The 23,850-nt window shown below is 38.0% G+C and carries 22 protein-coding genes, 1 tRNA gene and 1 pseudogene; 7 read left to right on the top strand and 17 right to left on the bottom strand.

The window, feature by feature from the left end; all coding sequences use genetic code 11:
• Positions 1–23: 23 nt before the first annotated feature.
• The 4 genes and pseudogenes from M9892_12105 to M9892_12090 all read right to left on the bottom strand — a co-directional run bounded on the left by M9892_12105 (position 24) and on the right by M9892_12090 (position 3,847).
• Complete coding sequence (locus M9892_12105) at positions 24–599, bottom strand: DUF3347 domain-containing protein (GenBank protein MCO5255092.1); 576 nt, start codon at positions 597–599, stop codon at positions 24–26.
• A 12-nt stretch (positions 600–611) separates the two neighbouring features.
• Complete coding sequence (locus tag M9892_12100) at positions 612–2,741, bottom strand: heavy metal translocating P-type ATPase (GenBank protein MCO5255091.1); 2,130 nt, start codon at positions 2,739–2,741, stop codon at positions 612–614.
• Positions 2,742–2,769: 28 nt separating this feature from the next.
• Positions 2,770–3,198, bottom strand: a pseudogene (locus M9892_12095) (DUF3347 domain-containing protein).
• Positions 3,199–3,472: 274 nt separating this feature from the next.
• Positions 3,473–3,847, bottom strand: a complete 375-nt coding sequence (locus tag M9892_12090; GenBank protein MCO5255090.1) for a hypothetical protein — start codon at positions 3,845–3,847, stop codon at positions 3,473–3,475.
• Between the two features lie 363 nt (positions 3,848–4,210).
• On the opposite strand from M9892_12090, the gene M9892_12085 reads away from it, so the two are divergent.
• The 3 genes from M9892_12085 (at position 4,211) to M9892_12075 (ending at position 5,813) form a co-directional block, all read left to right on the top strand.
• Positions 4,211–4,750 (top strand): transposase, encoded by a 540-nt coding sequence (locus M9892_12085; protein ID MCO5255089.1) that lies wholly within the window; start codon positions 4,211–4,213, stop codon positions 4,748–4,750.
• A gap of 306 nt (positions 4,751–5,056) precedes the next feature.
• On the top strand, positions 5,057–5,419 hold the full coding sequence (locus M9892_12080; protein ID MCO5255088.1) for a hypothetical protein: 363 nt from the start codon (positions 5,057–5,059) through the stop codon (positions 5,417–5,419).
• Between the two features lie 178 nt (positions 5,420–5,597).
• Positions 5,598–5,813 (top strand): hypothetical protein, encoded by a 216-nt coding sequence (locus M9892_12075; protein ID MCO5255087.1) that lies wholly within the window; start codon positions 5,598–5,600, stop codon positions 5,811–5,813.
• A 123-nt stretch (positions 5,814–5,936) separates the two neighbouring features.
• Here the strand turns inward: M9892_12075 and M9892_12070 are convergent, their stop codons facing one another.
• Positions 5,937–6,353, bottom strand: a complete 417-nt coding sequence (locus M9892_12070; GenBank protein ID MCO5255086.1) for a VOC family protein — start codon at positions 6,351–6,353, stop codon at positions 5,937–5,939.
• Positions 6,354–6,588: 235 nt separating this feature from the next.
• Here M9892_12070 and M9892_12065 point away from each other — a divergent pair, with 235 nt between their 5' ends.
• Positions 6,589–7,689, top strand: a complete 1,101-nt coding sequence (locus tag M9892_12065) for a site-specific integrase (GenBank protein ID MCO5255085.1) — start codon at positions 6,589–6,591, stop codon at positions 7,687–7,689.
• A gap of 118 nt (positions 7,690–7,807) precedes the next feature.
• Here the strand turns inward: M9892_12065 and M9892_12060 are convergent, their stop codons facing one another.
• From M9892_12060 to M9892_12015, 10 genes are all read right to left on the bottom strand, one after another.
• Positions 7,808–10,540 (bottom strand): 2-oxoglutarate dehydrogenase E1 component, encoded by a 2,733-nt coding sequence (locus M9892_12060; GenBank protein ID MCO5255084.1) that lies wholly within the window; start codon positions 10,538–10,540, stop codon positions 7,808–7,810.
• Between the two features lie 131 nt (positions 10,541–10,671).
• Positions 10,672–11,550 carry a 4-hydroxy-tetrahydrodipicolinate synthase gene (dapA, locus tag M9892_12055; GenBank protein MCO5255083.1) on the bottom strand — a complete coding sequence of 293 codons (879 nt, stop codon included), beginning with the start codon at positions 11,548–11,550 and terminating at the stop codon, positions 10,672–10,674.
• The gene (locus tag M9892_12050) at positions 11,547–12,020 is read right to left on the bottom strand and encodes a hypothetical protein (protein MCO5255082.1); all 474 of its coding nucleotides are present in this window, start codon (positions 12,018–12,020) and stop codon (positions 11,547–11,549) included. The genes dapA and M9892_12050 overlap by 4 nt, the downstream gene beginning before the upstream one ends.
• 10 nt (positions 12,021–12,030) lie before the next feature.
• Positions 12,031–13,980, bottom strand: a complete 1,950-nt coding sequence (gyrB, locus tag M9892_12045) for a DNA topoisomerase (ATP-hydrolyzing) subunit B (protein ID MCO5255081.1) — start codon at positions 13,978–13,980, stop codon at positions 12,031–12,033.
• A gap of 148 nt (positions 13,981–14,128) precedes the next feature.
• On the bottom strand, positions 14,129–14,965 hold the full coding sequence (locus tag M9892_12040) for a geranylgeranylglycerol-phosphate geranylgeranyltransferase (GenBank protein MCO5255080.1): 837 nt from the start codon (positions 14,963–14,965) through the stop codon (positions 14,129–14,131).
• A 5-nt stretch (positions 14,966–14,970) separates the two neighbouring features.
• On the bottom strand, positions 14,971–15,528 hold the full coding sequence (gene def, locus M9892_12035; protein ID MCO5255079.1) for a peptide deformylase: 558 nt from the start codon (positions 15,526–15,528) through the stop codon (positions 14,971–14,973).
• The gene (gene ruvX, locus M9892_12030) at positions 15,525–15,941 is read right to left on the bottom strand and encodes a Holliday junction resolvase RuvX (GenBank protein ID MCO5255078.1); all 417 of its coding nucleotides are present in this window, start codon (positions 15,939–15,941) and stop codon (positions 15,525–15,527) included. The genes def and ruvX overlap by 4 nt, the downstream gene beginning before the upstream one ends.
• Positions 15,938–16,327 carry a hypothetical protein gene (locus tag M9892_12025; protein MCO5255077.1) on the bottom strand — a complete coding sequence of 130 codons (390 nt, stop codon included), beginning with the start codon at positions 16,325–16,327 and terminating at the stop codon, positions 15,938–15,940. The genes ruvX and M9892_12025 overlap by 4 nt, the downstream gene beginning before the upstream one ends.
• Positions 16,328–16,329: 2 nt before the next feature.
• Positions 16,330–18,534 carry a S8 family peptidase gene (locus tag M9892_12020; GenBank protein ID MCO5255076.1) on the bottom strand — a complete coding sequence of 735 codons (2,205 nt, stop codon included), beginning with the start codon at positions 18,532–18,534 and terminating at the stop codon, positions 16,330–16,332.
• A 52-nt stretch (positions 18,535–18,586) separates the two neighbouring features.
• Positions 18,587–19,306 carry a carboxypeptidase-like regulatory domain-containing protein gene (locus tag M9892_12015; GenBank protein ID MCO5255075.1) on the bottom strand — a complete coding sequence of 240 codons (720 nt, stop codon included), beginning with the start codon at positions 19,304–19,306 and terminating at the stop codon, positions 18,587–18,589.
• A 157-nt stretch (positions 19,307–19,463) separates the two neighbouring features.
• Here M9892_12015 and M9892_12010 point away from each other — a divergent pair, with 157 nt between their 5' ends.
• Positions 19,464–20,438 (top strand): PDDEXK nuclease domain-containing protein, encoded by a 975-nt coding sequence (locus M9892_12010; protein ID MCO5255074.1) that lies wholly within the window; start codon positions 19,464–19,466, stop codon positions 20,436–20,438.
• A gap of 362 nt (positions 20,439–20,800) precedes the next feature.
• On the opposite strand, the gene M9892_12005 is transcribed toward M9892_12010, so the two are convergent.
• Positions 20,801–20,872: transfer RNA gene (locus M9892_12005), tRNA-Glu, on the bottom strand.
• A gap of 184 nt (positions 20,873–21,056) precedes the next feature.
• On the bottom strand, positions 21,057–21,584 hold the full coding sequence (locus tag M9892_12000) for a hypothetical protein (GenBank protein ID MCO5255073.1): 528 nt from the start codon (positions 21,582–21,584) through the stop codon (positions 21,057–21,059).
• Here M9892_12000 and M9892_11995 point away from each other — a divergent pair.
• Positions 21,562–22,551, top strand: coding sequence for an acyl transferase (locus M9892_11995; protein MCO5255072.1), 990 nt, complete (start codon positions 21,562–21,564; stop codon positions 22,549–22,551). The two genes, M9892_12000 and M9892_11995, sit on opposite strands and share 23 nt — an antisense overlap.
• Before the next feature lie 39 nt (positions 22,552–22,590).
• Positions 22,591–23,823: an HD domain-containing protein gene (locus M9892_11990; GenBank protein ID MCO5255071.1), complete on the top strand. Its 1,233-nt coding sequence runs from the start codon at positions 22,591–22,593 to the stop codon at positions 23,821–23,823.
• The last annotated feature ends 27 nt before the right edge of the window (positions 23,824–23,850 follow it).

The following is a 23,850-nucleotide window of genomic DNA, read 5'->3' as shown; positions in this document are numbered from 1 at the left end:
TACGTTTTTATAGTTAGTGAAAGCTATAACTGGTCAAACTCTTTTACCACTTCTCCACAGCCCAACATGGCATTTCCGAAATAAGGATTTTTAACTTCTTTGCTATCGCTTATCCAATCTGCCCCTTTTTCATTACTTGCCATTGGACAATGGATTTGATACAGCTTTTGGGGCGCACCGAAAAGAGTAATCAGGTCCAGTATGTCTTTACTTAAAAACTCTAAATGCTCTCTTTGGTGGTCAATTTTACCTGCATTGTCGCGAATATGTTCTGCGTTTTCTTTTACATCAGCAGCTAATTCCATAAACTGCTTCATTTTGTTGGCAGCAATGCTATTCATGTCCACATTTTCCAAACCGTCAAGAATTCTTTTTCCGGCTTCGGCAGCAGCTTTGCTGTCATCGGATGCAAGTGCATTATTCAATGCCAGATAGCCTGATAAAATTGGTGCAATTCCATCTTTTCTGACTTCTGTTTTTTCAGATGTTACGCTTGTTGTATCAACGGCTGAATCCTCCTTATTTGAAGAATTATTGCAAGAAACGACTGTGGCTGCTATAAGAACCAATGCTATAATTTGAATTTTAATATTTTTCATTTTTCTAAATTTTTAATGTTGTTTATTTTTACTTAATTTTAAAAGTGTGGCATTAAATGCCACTATAATAGTGCTTAGGCTCATCAATACTGCACCCATAGCGGGACTTAAAACAAAATTCGGGTAGAGAACACCTGCTGCAAGCGGAATAGCAATAATGTTGTAGCCTACTGCCCAGATAAGATTTTGAACCATTTTTTTATAAGTCCGTTTGCCGAAATCAATCAATTTTACTACATCTTCGGGATTACTATTTACCAAAATTATATCGGCTGTTTCGGCAGCCACATCTGTACCTGAACCTACGGCAATCCCCACATCTGCTTGTGCCAGAGCTGGTGCATCGTTTACACCATCACCTGTCATTGCTACGATTTCGCCTTTCGCCTGAAACTCTTTTACTTTTTCCTGTTTTTGATGGGGAAGTACATTTGCTAAATAACCATCCATACCTAATTTATCAGCAACAGCTTTGGCTATATACTCATTATCGCCTGTGAGCAAAAATGATTTGATAATCATTTTTCGCAATTCGTCAATTGCCTGTTGAGAGCCTTCACGAATACTGTCAGCCAAAGTAATGATCCCAATTATCTCATTATCTATTAAAACAAAATTTACGGTTTCAGAATGTTGATTGATTTCTTTTGGAATTTCAGGAATTGTATGATTATTCTCTTTGAAATAATTTGGTCCTGCTGCTACAACTTCCTTTCCATTTACACCCCCTCTCACACCAATACCTTGCATATAGTTAAAGTTTTCAGACTTCCATAAAGTAAGATTCTTCTCTTTTAACGTCTGCATCACACCTTTTGCAATATGATGTTCTGAATTTTGCTGAATAGCTGCTGCATATTGAATAATTTCATTCGCAGAATATTTATCTGTCATTGGAAAGATATTTTCCACCCTGTGAGAACCTTCGGTAAGTGTTCCTGTTTTGTCAAAAATAACAGTAGATAATTTTCGTGTGGTTTCAAATGCAGTTCGGTTGCGAATAAGTAAACCGTTGGTTGCCGAAAGCGTTGTGGAGATAGCAACTACTAACGGTATAGCTACCCCTAATGCGTGAGGACAAGCCGTTACCATCACCGTAACCATTCTTTCTAAAGCAAAAGCAATATCGCCACTACTGCTATACCAATAAATGAAGGTGCTAATTCCAATGGCAATGGCGATGAAAGTAAGCCATTTGGCTACTTTGTCGGCAAGATTTTGCGTATTGGATTTTGCTTCCTGTGCAGCTTGAACTAGATTGATTACCTTATTGAGATAACTGTCTTTTCCAACGCCAGTTGTTTTTATCTTCAACGCACCGTCACCATTGATAGAACCCGCAATTACTTTTCCATCCACTTCTTTTTTTACGGGAATACTTTCTCCCGTAAGCATACTTTCGTTTACAGAAGAAAATCCTTCAATTACTAATCCGTCCGCAGGAATTTTTTCGCCAGGTTTAATGATAACCTTTTCGCCATTTTTCAGTTCTTCGAGTTTTATTCTTATTGCTTCACCGTTACGCTCTACGGTAACATCGTTTGGTAATAAGGCTACTAAAGATTGTAATGCCTTTGATGCTGCCATTTGAGAACGCATCTCTAACCAATGTCCCAAAAGCATAATGACAATAAGCGTTGCCAATTCCCAGAAAAAGTCCATACCCTGCAAGCCAAAAACAACAGCAACGGAATAGATGTAAGCAACAGATATGGCTATGGCAACAAGTGTCATCATTCCTATGGCTTTGGCTTTGATTTCGCCAATCATTCCTCTAAGAAAGGGCATTCCTCCATAGATATAAATGGCTGTTCCCAACGTTAGCAACACATATTTATCTCCCGAAAAAGAAATATGAAATCCTATCCAAAGTTGTATCATTTCTGAAAGCAAAAGGATTGGAATAGTCAATATCAGCGATATCCAAAAGCGTTTCATAAAATCACTTGTATGGTGTCCTTCGTGTTTGTTATAGCCATTTTCTGAATGATGGCTATGATTAGAATGTTCTTTGTGTGTGTGATGAATGTTCGATTGATTTTTAGAGCTACCCATCGGCACTAAATCCATTCTGCAAAGCGGACATTTACCCGGTTCGTCCTTTATCACCTGTAGGTGCATCGGGCAAGTATATTTTTTCATCGTTTCATTGATTTAAAAGTGTTAACAATTACTTTAATGTTTCTACTGTGCTACCGCAAGTCAACATTTTTGAACCGTAATACGGATTTTTGATTGCATTTTCTTTACTTAACCAATTTGCGCCATTGCCACCGTTTGCCATTGGACAATGTTGGTAGTAAATCGGGGCATCCTTCCTAGACACTTTTGCCAATTCATAAATATTCGTTGATAGAATGACAAAGGCTTCTCTTTGTTTGGTAATATCTTTGGAAGTAGCCATCTTTTCGGTATTTGCCGTTAAATCTTTCATTACTTTCATCCAAACTGTATGTTCGTCAGTCGAAAGTTTGGTCATCTCTACCGCTTTGATAGCTTTTAGCAATTCTGCAGCTTTTGTAGATGAAGTACCTGCATCGGCTTTTACCAAAGCATCTTTTACGGCAAAATAACCTTCAAAAACAGCTTTTAGTTGGTTTATTTCCTGCTTTTCGGTTGTTGCCGTATGGTTTGAATGGTCGTGTGTTTCAGTTTTTGAGTTTTTAATTTGAGCATTACTAACTCCGAATGACAGCATTACCAATGCGGTCATTAAATATTTTAATGATTTACTCATAATGATAACATTTTGAGAAGCGGAATTTGTGAACTCCGTTTAATTATTGAAATTTCTAATTTTTATTAATATACTAATTCTGAAAGCATTTATTTTGCTTTCAACAGAACAGTCCTATGGCTGTTAAGTCAAGAATTTAGCTTATTTTTGGCGGTTGCCAAATAGAACGGAAACCCGAAGAGATGTAGGTTTCTGTATAGAAGAAATTCAGTTTTTTAGCGTAGAAAACGCTATGTTTCAGTTCGGGAAAAATAGGTAGTGCAATAGTGATGTTTATAGTTGGGCAATGGCAAGATGAATTTCCACATTGTCCGTTACAGTCGTCATCGTTTTTGTCATCTTGTGAATGACTTTTTTTGCAACAGTCTTTCGAATTACCTGTTTGTGAAGTGCTTTTCTCGCAACAAGATTTTTCTGTTTTTTCAGTCTTTTTTCCACAAGCATAGGTTAATGTTGGTGTCAGAAAGAAACCAAGCATCATAATCAGCAATATGGAAATTTGTCTTGTCATAAATTCAACAACGCAAAGTTACAAATATTATTTTATCGAGCGTAGGTAAAATTCAAGCTCTTTTGGTTTTTTAGTTTGAACTTTGCGTGTCGGCAAAAAACCAAATGTGCTTGAATGTGCGGTCGGCTTTTTTACAATGAGGCATAACGGTTTACGTATTGGCGATGGTGGGGCATTTGAAAAACTTCAGCTCAATATTTGTACAAATGCACAATAGAAATACAAATGTCGAGTTTACAACTGTCAGCCCCACTATTGCCAATACGATGTACCTGTTGCACGACTCAAAAGTAAAATAAAAATTAGAATACAAAAAATGTCATAACAATTTGATAATTAGTTAAATATGTATATTTTTGCACTATGCAGGGACATAAAAAATTCAATCCGCAACTCTTTTACGAACTCAGCTTAGACGGCTTGGTTCCTCAAGACAATTTCTACCGCAAAGTAAACCGTGAATTAGAGTTTGGATTTTTATATTCCGAAACCAAAAAATACTATGGTACAGAAGGTCAGCAGAGCATTGATCCGGTAGTTTTCTTTAAGATATTATTAGTTGGCTATTTGAACAATATCAACAGCGACAGGGCTTTGCTTCGCTATTGCAGCAACTGCTTAGATGTGCGATTGTTTTTAGGTTACGACTTGAATGAAGAGTTGCCTTGGCATTCCACTATATCAAGAACAAGACAGCTATTGGGCGAAGAAGTATTTCTGGAATTGTTTCGTAAAATACTTTCAAAATGTGTAGAAAAAGGGATGGTACGCGGCAAACGCCAAGCAGTGGACAGCGCCTACATTAAAGCCAATGCCAGTATGGATAGTTTGGTAGAAAAGCTTGTGGTGAGCGAAGTCGAATCAGAAGTATTGGAAGATGCCTCCGCCTTAATAAAGAACTGAAAGAAAACAGTGAGTTTAAGGTAACAACAGAAAGGAAAAAGTTGGTAGAGCGGCATCACAAATGGAAAGAAGAAGCCTACAAAGGCATGCCCGCAACACCAAGAGCGAGCGCAAAAGATGAAGACGGGAAGAAATACGCCCTAAATTCCTTTCCAACCACACGCATTATTCACCCACCGGCCCGGATGCGAAAATCAGTGTAAAAGCCCGAAAGCCAGCAACTGAATTACGCAGGACAATTAGCCGTTGATGATGCCCACCATGTGATTACAGGCGCTTGTGCCAGCACTGCAGGGAGTAAAGACAGTGCAATTTTTTCCAGAAGTAATGGACCAAACCATAGAGAACTTTGAACAAAATCATTTGCAGTTAGATGAAGTTTTGGCTGATGCCGGTTACAGCAGTGGTGAAGCATTGCAGTATTTAGAAGAAAAACAATATCAATGCCTACATCCCCAAACTTTGGTCAGTACAAAGCAGAACGAGAAGGATTTATTTACAACAAAGAACAGAACCAATATGAATGTTATTAAAACAGGCGGCAACAAAGCCATACTCACCTTCAAAGGCATTAAAACCGATAGCAAAGGATATCAAAAAGAAAGTATATCGCAGCAGCGAAAGGTAGTTGTGGGAATGTCCTTTGGGAAGCTTGTTGTGGCAAGGTAAGTAAGTTCAAGAAAAATCGATGACAGCATTCATAAACCGCTCTACGACAAGATGCATGCAAAGCTGAACAAAGACAAAAACTACACCCGTTTTCTCACCAAACGCAGAAGTAGCACGGTAGAACCGTTTTAGGCACACTCATCAACTTTATGGGCATGAAAAAAGTATATGCACGGGCATGAAAGCAGCCAATAAACATGTGTTGATGGCAGCTTTAGCCTACAACCTGAAAAAACTATTGAAATTTGTGCCTAAAAAAGTCCGGAGCAATGCCCAAGAATTAGCAGTTCCGCAAGGAATATTCGGGTTTATTGAAAACACGCTGCTCCAAATTGAAATAAGTCTTTTTAGCGCCACCCAAAAACACAGCTATTTTTCTCTGCTCCTCAACTAAACCTTGCTTAAATCGCTTCTAATAAAGCCGTTTTTTAGGCGTTTTTGATACTGGTTTGCTTAATGAGGTGGTTGTGCAACGGTTACCCATGTTAGCGGTTCGTTGTTGTTTTCGTGTATTTTTTTATTCGTGATAACCCTTTTTTACTTGTCGTTTTGAAATCCACCAATAATTTCCACAAGGGTCAATTATACCCGATTGTCTGTCTTCGTATGGCATATCTGCTGGTTCAAATTCAATTTTCGCTCCATTGTCAACGGCTCTTTGATGAACAGCTTCTACATCGTCAACGAAAAGATAAAGTGCTGTTCTCATTCCTTCAAATTGTTCTCTGGCTTGACTAATCATAAAGCAAGTGTCGCCTATTTGCAGAATACAGTTTGCTATATCTCCATTGGTTGGGTTTACAGAACGGTTAATTTCTTTCGCAAAAAAGGCATTTTTCAGAAAGTCAATTAAGAGTTGTGGTTTGTCAACAAAAAGATATGGAGTAACTGTATGAAAGTTGTCAGGTTTGTATGTATTAAGTATGTCGTTCATTTTTTACATTTTTAGGTTTAGAATTTACTTATCTTTTTTATTCAGTCATTTTTAGGGGTGCGTTTTTCTACAATGACCGCTAACTCCTAAATATGCGCAATACTAAATCAAACCTTCCATTCACGCAAGTGAATTTATTTTTTGACAGAAGTCTGGATTCTGCTTCATTGTTATTGATTATATTTGCAGATATTTTTAAAGCGAATAAAATTAGATATTTAGTAGAGGAAAGAATATGGATATTAAGAATTCGAAAATTGATTTGATAAACCCCAATAGTATTGGAGTTGTTTTTGAGGCCGGAAAACACAAAGGACAAAGTGTAATTTGGATTCGGTTTGAAAAAGACATGAAATTAGTAGCCCAGTTGAAAAACATGTTACCTATGAGGTGGTCACAATCTCATAAATATTGGTATATGCTGAATAATAAATCAAATAGAAACCGAATTGGGTGGGAAAGTAATGTGGTGGGGGATGAAGTGCTGAACAAAATTGGGGAAGTTAATAAAGCTGAGTTTACTAAGTTTCAAAACCTATTGGAACTTAAATCTTATTCGCCCAATACGAAAAGAACATATTCTACTGAGTTTGCCCAATTTCTTGGGGTATTAAAAAATGTATCGGTTTCCCAAATAACACCGGAACGCTTACAAAGTTATTTTTTATACTGTGTGCAGGATCTTAAATTGTCTGAAAATACCATTCATAGTAGAATCAATGCTATTAAATTTTATTTTGAACAGGTATTGCACAAGGATAAGATGTTTTTTGATATTCCTCGACCCAAAAAACCTTTTCAACTCCCCAAAGCACTAAGTATGAATGAAGTAAGAAAAATTATTGAGATTACTCAAAATAGTAAACACAAGCTAATCCTCAAACTATGTTATGGCATGGGACTTCGTGTAAGTGAGCTTGTGAATCTCAAAATGGAACATATAGACAGTCAGAACAAGATTGTTTTGATAAAAAATGCAAAAGGGAAGAAGGATAGAATGGTAAAATTGCCTGATTCTGTTTTGGAAGAGATGAGGCAGTATTATTTGGAGTATCGTCCGGAGGATTATTTGTTTGAAGGAAAAAACGGTGGGCAATTTTCTGTGAGAAGTGTGCAGCTTGTGTTTAAGAATGCGATGAAAAAAGCTGGTATTAAGAAAACTATTGGAATCCATGGATTAAGACATAGTTATGCAACTCATTTGCTGGAAATGGGTACTGATATAAGTTTGATTCAAAAACTCTTAGGACATAAAGATATTAAAACAACCTTGATTAATACTCAAGTTACGGATAAAAGTATTACTAAAATTAAAAGTCCATTGGATAATTTGTAGATTTATCATTTCATTTATAAAGCTTGCCCCGCGAACGCATTCGTCAACACAGCCGAGTGTTGTTGGTGTTATTGCCAAGCAGCCCCGGTTGGAACAAGCCAACTAAGACGGGATGTGCTTATCCAATTTTAAATGCTTGCGTAAGTATATCAGCAAGCTCTTTCTCATGTACGGATTTTAATCCGGTTGAAGGGCTGGCACTGGCTTTGCGTCCAATGTATGCAAGAGGGTTGCTCAATTCTTGTTGCATCATATAAGTCCATGCGCCCATATTTTTGGGTTCTTCTTGCACCCAATAAAATTTGGCATCTTTATAGGACTTCATAATATCTTCAATTTGTTTTTCAGGAAGAGGGTATAGCTGCTCTATGCGAACAATGGCAACATCTTTGCGATTATCTTCTGATTGTTTTTGGAGTAAATCATAATACACTTTGCCGCTACAAAACAAAACTTTCTTTGCTGTTTTTGCTGTTGCAAATACATCTGTAATCACTTCTTGAAACTGTCCTTGCGTAAAGTCGGCTAATTTGCTGACACACAGTGGATGTCTTAATAAACTCTTAGGTGTGAAGATAATGAGAGGCACTCTAAAATTGCGTTTCATCTGTCTTCTGAATACATGGTACAAGTTAGCAGGCGTTGAACAATTAACAATCTGCATATTGTAGTTTGCACACATTTGCAAAAATCGCTCAGGTCTGCCCGAAGAGTGTTCAGGTCCTTGTCCTTCATAACCGTGTGGAAGCAACATTACAAGCCCGTTTTGTCGTCCCCATTTAGCAAATCCGGCAGATATATATTGGTCTGTGATTATTTGACCTCCATTTGAAAAATCTCCAAACTGAGCTTCCCATAGTGTTAGTGTATTAGGCGTAGCAGACGCATAACCAAATTCATAAGCCAACGCTGCATATTCGCTGAGCAAGGTATTATAAACAAAGAAATGTCCTTGTTTTTCGCTCACATGACGTAATGGGATATATTCTTCCTCAGAATCTTCTTTTTTTACTACGGCATGTCTATGAGAAAAAGTGCCTCTTTCAGAATCTTGTCCGGCAAGGCGTACTGAGTAACCTTCGTCAAGTAGGGTTGCATAACCCATCAATTCTCCCATTGCCCAATCATAGTTGTCAATTTTTATCATCTCTTGTCTGTGATGATAAACTTGTTCAATCTTCTTGAACAAAGGGTGGTCTTCAGGGATTGAAGTTGTTTTCCGTGCAATTTCTATCCATCTTTTCGGGTCAAATTTTGTATCAACCGGTTTGTTAAAAGTTTGGGTGCCGGGTATGTCAAATTTAGCCCATTGATTTACCACACCTTGTTCTACCTCTTTTATTGGCTTTTTTGCAGTTCGTACTATATCCAATTTTTCTTGCAATAGACTTTTGAACTTGATTTCCATGTCTTTTGCAAGTTGGGCATCAATCTCTCCGCGTGCAAGGAGTTTGTTCTTGTATATTTCTCTCGGATTGGGATGCTTTGCAATGATTTGATATAGCAAAGGTTGGGTAAAACGTGGCTCATCTCCCTCATTATGACCATATTTTCTATATCCTAATAGGTCTATGAAAATATCCGAATTAAAATGATTGCGATAGGACATGGCTATTTTAATAGCGTGTACAACCGCTTCTACATCATCTCCGTTCACATGCAATACCGGACAATGTGTAACTTTTGCCACGTCTGTACAATAGGTGCTGGTTCTGCCGTCAAGGTAATTGGTAGTAAAACCTACCTGATTGTTTGTAACAATGTGAATTGTACCCCCGATTTTGTTTGCTTCAAGTCCACTCATTTGAACGGTTTCATACACGATGCCCTGGCCGGCAAGTGCCGCATCTCCATGAATGATAATGGGACAAATTTTGTCAAAATTTCCTCTGTATCTGTTGTCCAATTTGGCACGTACCATGCCGCCAACAACCGGAGCAACGGATTCAAGGTGAGAAGGGTTGGGAGACATGCTCAAATGAACTTGTTTGCCGCTTTCTGTTACGACATTGGATGAATAGCCAAGATGGTATTTTACATCGCCTTCAAAGATTTCATTGTTATAATCCTCTGTTTCAAATACTTTTCCTTCGAATTCGGAAAATATTTCTTGATAGGTTTTATGAAAAATATTTGCCAACACATTCAAACGCCCTCTGTGAGCCATTCCTATAATAAATTCATCTACACCCAACTCCGAACCGTAATGAATCACAGAGTCTAATGCCGGTATTAAACACTCAAGCCCTTCAATGGAGAATCGTTTTTGTCCGATATATTTGGTATGCAGAAAATTTTCAAAAACAACAGCCTGATTTAGTTTTTCAAGAAGACGGGTTTTTTCTTTTAGGCTGAGATTAGGTTGGTTTTTGGTGGTTTCAAAAATATTCTTCAGCCAATTGAATTTATCGGTATTACGTATGTAAATATATTCAATTCCGATTGATTCACAGTATGTGGTTTGCAGATGGGCAATAATGTCTTTGAGTTTAGAAGGTCCAATACCCACATCTACACCGGCATTGAATGTTTTTTCTAAATCTGCTTCTTCCAACCCGAAATTTTGAATGTCGAGGGTGGGAGTGTATTTCCTGCGGTCTCTGACGGGGTTGGTACGGGTAAATAAGTGTCCGCGTTTGCGATAATCGTTTATCAAATTTAATACATTGATTTCTTTCAATGCATCTTCCGAGATTGCTTGATTAGACAAGTCTTTCCCTTGACCTAACTCAAATCCTTCAAAGAATTTTTGCCACCCGAAATCTACGGATGTTTTGTCACTCTGGTATTGTTTATAAAGGTCGTCTATATAGTTTACGTCAGCGTTGTACAAATAACTTTTTACGTTCATTTCGAATTATAAAATATTATGGTCGCAAATATAGCTAATATATGAGTGACAACTAAATGAAATAAGGGGCTTTGGTACAAAACCACTAAAAGAACTTATGTAATTCTCTTGTGTAGTCTTATATGTGGATTTTAGCCCACTATTTCCTTTGCAGTCTGGATTAATTTAGCTTTGACAGTGCTATTGACCGCATATAGCGGAGGTCTTACGTCTGCTTCGCAAATTCCCATATAGTGCAATATTTCTTTAATACCACCGGGACTGCCGTCTGCAAAAATGAGATTCATGCTGTCTAATAATTGATAGTGTAAGGTGCGTGCTTCATCCATTTTATTTGCCAAAGCTGCATGTACCATTTGTGCAAATTGTTTTGGAAATGAATTGCAGATTACGGAGATAACCCCATCCATACCCATAGCAATAAAAGGAAAAGTGAACGCATCATCGCCACTGATAACCATAAATCCTGAAGGTCGGTGTTTGATAATTTCCATACATTGAGCAAAATTGCCACTGGCTTCCTTCACGGCACAAATATTCTTGTGCTCTGCAAGTCTGAGAGTAGTTTCAGCATTAACGTTTGATCCTGTTCTGCCCGGTACGTTATAAAGGATAATGGGGAGTGGGGAAGCATCAGCCAAAGAGCTATAGTGATGAAAAATACCTTCTTGATTGGGTTTATTGTAGTATGGGCTTACACTCAAAATAGCTGAAAATCCTTTTAAATCCAGTGTTTTCAATTTGTCCATTACACCCATTGTATGATTTCCTCCTACACCCAGTACCAGAGGAAGTCTATTGTTGTTTGCTTCTTTCACAGTATCCACAATCAGATGGATTTCATGCTCTGAAAAAACAGGACTTTCGCCCGTTGTACCCAATACAACTAAATAGTCTGTACCATTGCTGCATTGATGTTCAACTAATCTTTTGAGCGCAACTGTATCAATGCTTAAATCCTTCTTAAAGGGTGTAACAAGTGCCACTCCGGCACCTTTTATTTCATTCATTTTTCTAATTTTATTTTGGTTAAATAATTACCTGACATGTGCAGAAATTCTTCTGTAGTAATTTCTCTATCTATTGAGCCAAATGTAATCCTATATAGCGGTTTGCGTGTCAATTCGGCTCTGCCTATCTTTATTTGTGCTTTACTTTTTTTGATAAAATTTTCAAGTCTTGGATTTCGATTCTTCAAAAAAGAAAACAAGAAATCATAATTCATGCCCGCTTGTCGCTTTGTCAAAGACGAGACCGGTTGTTTCATCAAATTGAAATCTTTTTTGCAAATATGAATATCAAAGGATTTGACGAAAGTGCCATCCGGTACTTTTTTGAAATCATGGTAAATCAGAAAAAAGACATCTTTTCTTTCTGCCTTCAATTCATTGGCAAACTCTTGAATCATTTCAATGTCTTGCTTGGGCAAAGAAGTTTCATAAACAAACAAAAAAGACCGTACTTCTGCAAAACCAGCCATGTTTTAGATATTATGCATCAATATTTGCGTAGCGTGCATTTTTTTCAATGAATTCTCTGCGTGGTGGCACTTCATCTCCCATTAACATGGAGAATGTATGATCGGCTTCTGCTGCGCTTTCAAGCGTAACTACTTTAAGTGTTCTGCGAGTAGGGTCCATCGTAGTTTCCCATAATTGTTCCGAGTTCATCTCTCCCAAACCTTTGTATCGTTGAACACCCACTGTGTCAAGACTTGCATTACCGGCAAATTCACGTATCAAAGCATCTCTTTGAGCGTCTTCCCATGCATAAGCTATGTTTGTTCCTTTCTTTACTTGATAGAGTGGAGGGGTAGCTATGTAGATATATTTGTTCTCAATCAGTTTTTTAAAGTATCTGAAAAATAACGTTAAAATCAAGGTTCTGATGTGTGAGCCATCAACATCGGCATCGGTCATGATAATTACTTTGTGATAACGCAAGTTTGAGATATCCAATTCCTTATCATCTTCTGCAGTTCCTATTTTTACGCCCAGTGCGGTAAAGATGTTTTTAATCTCTTCGTTTTCGTAAATCTTATGTTCAAGGGCTTTTTCTACATTTAGGATTTTACCTCTCAAAGGAAGGATTGCTTGAAAGTTTCTATCTCTGCCTTGCTTTGCCGTTCCGCCTGCGGAATCTCCCTCAACAAGATATATTTCACATTTGTCTGCGTCAGTCCAAGAACAGTCGGCAAGTTTACCCGGTAGTCCCATTCCGCTCATCGCACCTTTGCGTTGAACCATTTCTCTTGCTTTCCTGGCAGCATGTCTGGCAGTTGCAGCAAGTATTACTTTGTTTACAATGGTTTTGGCATCACGAGGATTTTCTTCAAGATAGTTTTCCAAGTATTCGCCTACGGCTTGATCAACTGCTCCCATCACCTCATTATTTCCTAACTTTGTTTTGGTCTGTCCTTCAAACTGAGGTTCTTGAACTTTTACCGAAATAACTCCGGTCAAGCCTTCGCGGAAGTCGTCTCCGCTTATTTCAAATTTAAGATTCTTGAGTAAGCCTTCTTTTTCTGCATAGGATTTTAAGGTTCTGGTCAATGCTCTGCGAAATCCGGCTATGTGAGTACCTCCCTCTATGGTGTTGATATTATTGACATAGGAGTGAAGATTTTCGCTGTATCCTGTGTTGTATTGAAACGCGATTTCAACCGGTACACCGGCTTTTTCTGTCTCACCGTAGATAGGAGTAGAAGTGATTTTTTCTCTTGTATTATCAAGGTATTCAACAAACTCTTTCAATCCGCCTTCTGAGTGAAATGTTTCTGTTTTGAAATTACCTTCTTCGTCTTTTTCTCTTTCATCAATCAAGCTGAGTGTAATTCCTTTGTTCAAATATGCGAGTTCACGCAGTCTGTTGGCAAGAGTTTCGTATTTGTATTCAGGTGCATAGAAAATACTTGTGTCGGGTGTGAATGTAACGATTGTGCCTCTGTAATCGGATGTTCCCACTTCTTTCACATCATATAAAGGTTTGCCAATGTTGTATTCTTGCATGTATTTTTTGCCGCCCAAATGTACTTCAACGGTCATGTGCGATGAAAGCGCGTTAACACAAGATACACCCACACCGTGCAGTCCGCCTGAAACTTTATATGAATCTTTGTCGAACTTACCTCCGGCATGCAAAACCGTCATTACCACTTCGAGTGCAGAACGTTTTTCTTTTTCATGCATTCCAACGGGAATACCACGTCCATTGTCTTTTACCGAAATAGAATTTCCTTCTAAAATTCTCACCTCAATATTGTCGCAATGTCCTGCGAGTGCTTCGTCAATGGAGTTATCTACCACTTCGTAAACCAAGTGGTGTAAACCTTTTGGTCCTACGTCTCCGATATACATTGCGGGTCTTTTTCTAACCGCTTCTAAACCTTCTAAAACTTGAATGCTCTGCGCACTATAATCTTTGCTTGATTCGTTAGTCATTTGATGTTTTTTTTCTGCGTAAATTTTAAGATTGTAAAAGTAGTTTTAATCCTTGATGTGGCAAAGGATGTAGGACTATATATATCCACATTTTGTGGATAGTTTTTGACGGAGAAAGGGGAGTTTTTGTCTTGTTGAAAATAAGCTGCTAAAGAGCAAAAATCATCAGAGTGATAAAGGACATCATAATTTTGCTTGATAAAGAACCTTTGTGTGCTGTATCAATATTGGGTTTTAACAAACTGTAAATACCTATACCTATAAAAAAAGCACCTCCGCTGAGTGTTATAATTGCCCATGTAAAAGATGAAATACCGGTAGCAATGGGCAGATTGAAACGGTAGAGCAGAATGCTGCCAAACAAAATACTCAAGATGCCTGTAAACCACATAGAACGTTCTATACCCAGCAAAACAGGAAGAGTTCTGTACCCGGCTTCTTTATCTCCTTTTATATCTTCTATGCTTTTGTAGTTTTCTCTTAAAAATGTAGCAGCCGTTGCAAACACACCCAAGCCTGATGCTATTGGTGAGGGTTCGTCAATCAAAATATTGCAGAGCACGAAAACACTGCCCACACAAGCGCTTACAAGAAGATTGCCGATTATGGCTGTTCTTTTGACATACCAAGCATATAGAAACAAAGCAATGTTGATGATAAGAACAATGAATACCAATCCTTGTATTTGTGCTAAGTAGGCAATGAGTAATGAACAAAAAAGCAGTGTGAAATAAAATACGAGTGCATGAGTCAATGAGATTTTGCCGGAAACAAGGGGACGTTTGGGACGATTGATTGCGTCCGTCTTGCGGTCAAAAATATCATTGATTACATAGCCCGCAGCAGCACTAAGCAGAGTGCTGAAAATTAAATAGAAACTTTGTACAAACTCAGTGTCAGTAATCAAATGAATCAACAGTGCGATTTGACCCAAAACAATAAACAGCAGGTTGAGCGGTCTGATCAGTTGCAGTCGTGCAAGCATTGTTATTATTTTTTGCGGGAGGGTTTGATAGGGTAGTCTGCGCGTACTTTGCCTCGGCTCATGTCTTTGAGCTTGTTTTGGAGGAGTTTTTTTCTAAGCGGATTGATTTTATCGGTAAACAAAATTCCTTCTATATGGTCATATTCGTGTTGAATCACACGTGCAGCAACGCCTTTGAACTCTTTTTCGTATGTTTTGAAATTTTCATCCTGATACTGAATTCTGATTTTTGCATTACGACTTACATTCTCACGAATACCAGGTATGCTCAAACACCCTTCTTCAAACTTCCAAGGTTCGTCCCATTCTTCCAGAATTTGTGCGTTGATAAACGATTGCTTAATCCTTTCGTCTTTATCGGCTTCTTCCCATTTGGTTGTATCTATCACAAAAAGTCTTACGGACAACCCAATCTGTGGAGCAGCCAGACCCACGCCATTGGCAGAATACATGGTTTCAAACATATTGTCTATCAATGTTTTTAGCTCAGGATAATCTTGCGGAATTTCACTTCCTTTTTTTCTCAAAACATCGTGTCCGTATGTGTAAACAGGTAAAATCATGAATTTTTTTCTAAATAGGACTGCAAAATTAGGGCGGCACTCATGCTATCCAACATCTTTTTGTCTTTTCTTTTTGACTTTTTGACTCCAAATGCAATCATACTTTGCTGAGCCATACGCGATGTGTAGCGTTCGTCTTCGAAAGCAATAGGCATATTAGGGAAGATTTGTTTGAGCTTGTTGGCAAATTGTTTCACTTCGATTTGCATCTCTTGTATAGCACCTGATTCGCTGAACGGTTCTCCGACTACAATGAGTTCCACAGTTTCCTTCTGGAAATATTCTTTCAGAAAATCAAAAAGTTTGGGATTGTCAACAGTTGTCAATGGGTTTGCAATAATTTTGAGCGGGTCGGTAACTGCAATTCCAACTCTTTTTAATCCGTAATCTATGGCAAGGATTCTTCCGCTCATCTTATTCTACGTGCAATTTTAAGGTTTCGGTCAGCAAGTTCAGCAAAAGTAGGGCGCTTGTCAAATAAATTTATTTGTGCTTTTTGTGCCAGTTGTCTGAACGCATAATCATAAGATGTATCGGTCAAATATAATTTTTCTACTACAATAATGAGTAGAAAAGTGTCTTTGGTCTGTTCTAAAACAATAGTTGTGGGGTTGTCGTCAGTAAAAAAATGCTGCTCAACAAGAAAATTTCCGGTCTTTTCAACCAAAGTATTTGGTATTGTTGGGTTGTACAAAAGATTACCTTTTTTGAATTCCTTATTTGGCAAACTTTTATTGCAGCTCGTGAAAATGGAAACAAGTAAAAGTATAAGAATGATTGCCCCGTAGTGTTTTTTCATGCTTAATGGTGATTCGTAACAATAATTTTCCGGGTTGACCATTCTCCGTCCAATATTCGAACTATATAAAGTCCGTCTAACAAATTGGAAATATTGATGGGTTGCTGAGCGCCAATTTTTCCTTCAAATACTGTTTTGCCTAAAATGTCAGATACTATGACTTCGTACAGTTCATCGTATTTTGTACCTTCATAGAAAAGTATTCCATCTACCGGATTGGGATAGAGCAGTTTTTTGCCATATTTATAAATAATTCCTTGGGTGCTTAATGATAATTTGATTCCGGCATACGCGTCTGTTTTACCTATACCCCAAATATTATTTCCGAATGGAGGAATTAATTCACCTGTTTTACTGTCTTGATAGGCAGTTTTCATGAGGATCGACATAATCTGTGCAGGTGATAATTCGGGATTGGCTTCCAATAATAATGCAACAACCCCTGTAACGCATGGTCCCGACATAGAGGTTCCGCTCAAGCGTGCAAAGGGATATGTTTTGCTTTTAAAATCAACGGTTTTGACCAAGGTGTAAGGCTGTGTGGTATAGGTAGAAATGGAAGATAGTACTTGATAACCGGGTGCACTGATATTGGGCTTGGGTAGATTGTCTATCGTAGGTCCGTGACTGCTGAAATCTGCAATAGCACCGGGCGTTGTGTTATTGCCGGATCTATACTCTGCTATATGTGCAGCAACCGAAATAACATAAGGAGTGCTGGCGGGGTCACTCACCGCAAAGGAATCATTACCCTTTTCCCATCCGGGCTGAGAAGATAGAAAATTTAGTCCTGTATTGCTTGTGCTGCCGGTAGTTTGAATAATATTCCAATAGTGAACGGTACCATTTTCGGCTTTCGAACGCAGTACGATTTTCCATGTATCATTGGTTTTGCGAATGGTGAAACTCATTTTGGGTTTATGATTCAAAGGGTAAGATTTTTCCGTTTGCACTTTGAAATACATGGAGTTCCCAAAAAGTTTGATATTGTCTTCAAAGTTTATATTGTCGTTTGAATTGAAATAATTGCCGGTATAGATTCTCGTATTACCATTGTAAATATCCAATGCACATTCAAATGATTTATCGGGTTCGCCCCAAGCTAAGACATATTGTCCCCAATAGTTGGGGAATGAAGTATTCAAAGGGTAGAAATTGATTTGTGTTGTCATTTCGTCACCGTGAAAGGTTTTGCGAATATGCATTTTGCTGTTGCCATTGTTCCCCGCTGAAGCCACAAGCACTACACCTTTATTAGTGTATTCTTTAATTACTTGGTGATAAATACCAAAAGTATCCAGTGTAGCCATGTGATAACTGCCAAAACTCATGTTGATTACCAGTCGCTTACCTCTTTCTTTAGCCATTTCATGTAGCCAATCCACACAATCTAAAAAAGTACTTTTCTTCCAATCGGGTTGTACCAACAGAAAATCGCAGTCATAAGCCATTCCAAACAGTTGAATGCCTGCACCTCCGCTACCTGCAATACCTGCAACGTGCGTTCCATGCGTTTCATATATACTTCCATAAGCGGTGTCCGAACCGGCAGCCAGCAATTCGTCTTGTCCAAATCGTACCGTGCCGTAACCATATTTAGCTGGTGCGGGTCCTGAGTTTTTATATTGATCCCAAGCTGCAATAATGCGGTAACGGCTGAGCGAAGTATCATAAAAAATAGGGTGTGTATAGTCAAAGCCCCAGTCTATAATGCCGATAATGACATCTTTTCCCGAATAAGCTTTTGGTAAATCTATTCCCAGATGAACGGAATCTGCTCGAACATCTCCCACAGCCCTATCCAAAAAAGGTTGAAAATCAGCAGGCAATTCAAGATAATCTATACCGGGCAGAGTTTCTATTTGTTTGACTGTTTGTAAAGGAGCCTTTATACTGATTACTTTTCCCATTTTTGATGAAATAATAATACCTTGATTAATAAGTGCTTGTTCATCAAATTCAGTATTGACCAAACCTTGCAAATTAATATACCAAATACCGTTCATCGTAAAAAAGCATTTGTATTCATCTTGCAACTCTTGTGAGATAGTATTGCCGGAAGATTCTATGAAAATGTAATCTTTGACAATTTTTTGAAAGAAATCCTTACTCTCATTGCTCAGTCGGACTTGTGCATGAAGATTAGGCAGTATGAGGAGAAAGGTGAGTAAATGTAGAGTGTATAGGCGTATTGTATTTAATTTCACGCCTCAAAGGTAACTTGAATTTTGAAAAAATATTCTTGATGTATATCCGATATTACTTTTGTTCGTCATTTTTCTTGCCTTGCTTTTTCTCTGTTTTCTTGGAATCCGAAGAGGGTTTATGACTTTTGAAATCACCTCTGTTCCATGCTTCAAAGAATTGTGCCCAAGCAAATGGATTCATTAATGTGATGGAAGGCATAGTGCCTTGGTAATATTGTTTCTGATTCTGGTAGCGGATATAGGCTTGATAATTTTCTTTTTCATCCATTCCCATTTTAAAAGCAGCGTCTTTAAATGCCTCTCGTTCAAGATTTTTTTTGGCAATATCCATTTTATCTTGTGGAATGTTTGCGGTCAGGAAAAATTGATCAAAAGTATTGCGGTTGGGAACAGGACTCACGACAACACCGTTCAAATACACAGTGTCCGAAGTTAGTGATTCAATAATATGATATTTATAATCGCTAAGGGTGTCGGGAATAACAAAGAATGCTCGTTTGTATTGAATGTGAGAAAAGAAAACTGTATCTCCTTTTTCAGCAACAAAGGAAAACTTGCCCGAGAAATCGCTGTAATCTCCATAAGGTTTGTCTTTGACAATGATATGTACAAAAGGAATGGGTTTGATACTGTCTGATGTAACAACAATACCTGTAAATTGTATGTATTTGTTTTGTTTTACTGAATCTTTGTGGTTTTGAGAGTAAGCGGAGAAATGGAGCCAACCGGCAAAAACAAATAAAAGTAAGATACTTCTGAATAGTGAAATCATAGGTTTCAAATTTACAACATTTTGATTTGTGCCAAACAAAAAAGGTCGCCATTTCTGACGACCTTTCCTATTTAGTAGCCCATATAAATAAAGTGTCGAACCTTTTTAAGCACATGCACAATCAGTATTCGTATCTTTGCGACATACAATAATTGATATGGACGAACAGTTTTCGGACATCATACAACTCATTAAGCAATCACGGACAAATGCCTTGAAATCTGTTAATGCCGAACTGATAAATCTTTATTGGAATGTAGGCGAATACATAAGCAAAAGGGTTGAAAGTGCAGAATGGGGGCAGTCGGTTGTAAAAGAATTGGCAGAACACATACAACGCAACGAGCCTGAAATAAAAGGTTTTTCAGATAAAAATCTTTGGCGAATGAAGCAATTTTATGAAGCCTACAAAGAGTTTCCAAAACTCTCGGCACTGCTGAGAGAAATCAGTTGGACGAACAACCTCACAATTATAGGCAGGACAAAATCGGAAGAAGAAAGGGAGTTTTATTTACGTCTTACCATTCAGGAAAAATATAGTTCACGAGAATTGGACAGACAAATAAACAGTTCTGTTTTTGAACGAGTTATGATAGGCAACGCAAATCTTTCGACAGTGCCGAGAGAATTTAATACCGACATGACAAAGGCATTCAAAGATAGTTATGTATTTGAGTTTCTGAACCTATCACAACTACATAACGAAAGTGATTTGCAAAAAGGATTAGTAAAGCAGATGAAGAACTTTGTCCTTGAATTGGGCAAAGATTTTATTTTCATTGATGAAGAATTTAGGGTACAGGTAGGTAACAGAGATTTTTACATAGACTTGTTATTTTATCATCGGGACTTACAATGTTTGGTAGCCTTTGAATTAAAAGCAGACGAATTTCAACCCGAACATTTGGGGCAGTTAAATTTCTATTTGGAAGCATTGGACAGGGACGTAAAAAAGAAAAACGAAAATCCAAGCATTGGCATATTGCTTTGCAAAGGAAAAGACAGTGAAGTGGTTGAATATGCATTGAGCCGCAGCCTTTCGCCTACAATGGTTTCCGAATACCAAACACAACTGCCAGACAAAAAATTGTTACAACAAAAATTGCACGAACTGTTTGAAAGCAATGAATAGCCATTTATTTTACTTCATTCAGTATAAATAAATCCATTCACGGGATCATTCAGCTCAAAAAATAGATTCTAAGCACGGCTAGCAGCATTGTCGCATTTCTTGAAAAGCAGATAGTCCTGCAAATTTGCCTTTCTGGTGAGTTTTTACCGTGAGGTTGTGACTTTCTATGCTATTAGAGCCGAATTGTTTTTACCCGATAAACAGCTTTTACATTTGTATTGCTGCCTGCTATTGGTGGTCTTTCCGTTTTTGATACAGCTTTCGCCTGCACAGCAAGGACATTTTAGCCCACCCTCCAAACTGATACTTTACCGTCAATGAAACATAAAAGGTCATCATTTCTGACGACCTTTCTTGTTCAGTAGCCCGTAGGGGAATCGAACCCCTCTTACCAGAATGAAAATCTGGTGTCCTAACCGATAGACGAACGGGCCATTGTTCATCCCTTTTTGAGGAGGTGCAAAAGTAATATTTGTTTTATAACTAACAAGGAGTGTTCGAAAATATTTTTTAAATTATAAATAACCTTTGCTATACATGGGTCTTAGGTTGCTCAGTATGTCATGTAGCTGATTGGAAAAATACATTTGCGACATGGTGCTATGCGATACAATTCGCTTAATGTTTGAGGGATAAAATGGGAGTTTGCACTTCTTGGCTCCCGTTACCGGCACGGTCAAATAGCCGGCATTGAAACATTACGGAATCAGGGGTGTAGCCTGGAAAAGGTGTAGCCGGGATTCTGACTGTAAATGTGCCTTTGATTGATTTGTCTTTGCCTTGCGGTGTGAGCGAAGGCAGACGTTGGTTGAAATTCAATGTGTCATTTGCGCTCAATGGAATGATGTACGAATGTGGCTCTCCGTCTTGAATTTCAAAATAACGAATGATGAAATCAGAGCCGGAAAGGGTGTCAGATTCCGGTATGCCGATATCTCCGTCTGCATCTGCATAGCTGAATGTGAGAATGATGATTGAATCAACGGGCAAAATTGGATGGGGAAGGACTTGTGCGGATGTGAGCGATAGTTCCGGTGTGATAGAATTTGACAAGGGTTCTTTATTGCAACTCATAACAACAAAAAGACTCCAAAGCAATGTTATCTTTGCCAACGCAATTTCTATGTATCCCGACTTAAACGACATTCTGAATGCAAAACTAAGCGATAATCACGATTTTAACCGAGTTGCACTTACTTTATTTCTCTGGCAGTACGAGCATAATAAGGTGTATCAACAATATGTCAATTTGATAGGAGTAAATCCTCATAAAATCAACCATTATGCGCAAATCCCATGTTTGCCTGTTGAGTTTTTCAAAGAACATAAAATCGTTTCAGGTCAATTTGAGTCTGCATGCACGTTTACCAGCAGTCGAACAAGCGGACAAGGCTATAGCACGCACTATGTCAAGAGCATAGACGATTACCTCACAACGACCGAATTGTGTTTTCAGCCTTTTTTGGGAGATTATAGAAAATATTGTCATTTAGCCTTGCTGCCATCTTATTTAGAACGTGAGGGTTCATCGTTAATAGCTATGATGCAACATTTTATTGACAATTCACAATATACCCAAAGTGGTTTTTATTTGAATGAATTTGAGGAATTGGAAAAGTTGCTGCTAACCAATGAGGATGATGGTATTCCTACTGTCTTGTGGGGTGTAACCTTTGCTCTGCTTGATTTTGCAGAAGTGTTTCAAGGAAAATTATCAAAGACTGTCATCATAGAAACCGGAGGAATGAAAGGGCGCAGAAAAGAACTAACAAGAGCTGAACTATATGCAGTCTTGAAGCAAAAATTAGGAGTTAGCAACATTGCATCCGAATATGGCATGACCGAAATGATGAGCCAGTGTTACAGCAAAGCCGAAGGATTGTTTCACTGTCCGCCCCATGTAAGAGTGCTGGGCAGGGAATTGAACGACCCTTTTGAGATTGCGGAATTTGGACGAAATAAAGCTGTCAATGTAATTGACTTGGCAAATGTACATTCATGTGCATTCTTGGCTTTATCGGATTTATGCAATATACATCAGGATGGCTCGTTTGAGATTCTTGGCAGGGTTGATATGAGCGAAGTAAGGGGGTGTAATCTTATGGTCAGATAGTGGAGCGACTGTTATTAGGTATATATTTGGACACGAAAAATGGTTTTAAAAAATAAAAGAAAAATTGTCAATGACCCGGTCTATGGTTTTTTGACTTTGCCTTCTGATTTAATTTTTGATTTGGTTGAACATCCGTATTTCCAAAGGCTTAGAAGAATTAAACAACTGGGGCTTGCGGATTTGGTTTATCCCGGAGCAACTCATACAAGGTTTCATCACGCATTGGGTGCTTTGCAACTCATGTGCAGGGCATTGGATGTACTCAAACAAAAAGGTAATGAAATTACGGATGAAGAATACGAAGCTACTTGTGCCGCCATTTTATTGCATGATATTGGTCATGGACCTTTCTCACATGCTTTGGAATATATTTTAGTTAAAGACCTTCACCACGAACGCATCTCAACTTTGATGATGGAAAAAATGAATGAGGAATTTGATGGCAAATTATCTCTCTGCATCAAGATTTTTAAGGATAAATATCCCAAAAAGTATCTTCATCAACTTATCTCCAGCCAATTAGACATGGATAGACTTGATTATTTGAGCAGGGATAGTTTTTATACCGGTGTGAGCGAAGGTGTTGTGAGTGCAGATAGAATCATCAATATGCTCAATGTGAAAGACAATCAGTTGGTGATAGAAGAAAAGGGAATTTACAGTATAGAAAAATTCATCATTGCTCGCAGACTCATGTATTGGCAAGTTTACTTACACAAGGCAGTTGTATCTGCGGATATTCTCTTAAAGCAAGTGTTGTTGAGGGCGCGGACGCTGGCAAATGAAGGGAATGTTATCTATGCTACTCCGGCTTTACAAACATTTCTATATAACAAACCTAACGAGAAAAAGTTTGAAGACGAAATTGAAGTTTGGCTTGAACGATTTGTCTTGCTTGATGATGCAGAGTTGGATGTGAGTATCAAACAGTGGCAATTTGACTCGGATAAAATTTTATCTTTCCTTGCAAAGTGCTATGTTAACAGACACTTACCTAAGATTGAAATTTCTACTCATCCATTTTCAGAGAAAGAATTATTAGACAAACAATCTGAAGCAATTCATAAATTCAAAATAGATTCCCAATCGGTATCCTATTTTATTCAAACCGGCATTTTAGAAAACAATGCATATATGCAAGACAGTCCGGAGTCTATTAAAATTATCAGGAAGAATGGGGCAGTGGTGGATGTAACTGAAGTATCCGATAATTACAACTTGTCTGCTTTGCAAAAAACAGTCAGAAAATACTATTTGTGTTATTTGCGCTAACAGTTCCAACAAAATATTCAATTACTT

It is taken from the genome of Bacteroidota bacterium, from assembly GCA_023957335.1.
In the GTDB taxonomy this organism is placed as follows: Bacteria; Bacteroidota; Bacteroidia; order NS11-12g; family UBA955; genus JALOAG01.
Note: the sequence above shows the minus strand (reverse complement) of the source record. Positions and strands in the feature narration are given on the sequence as shown.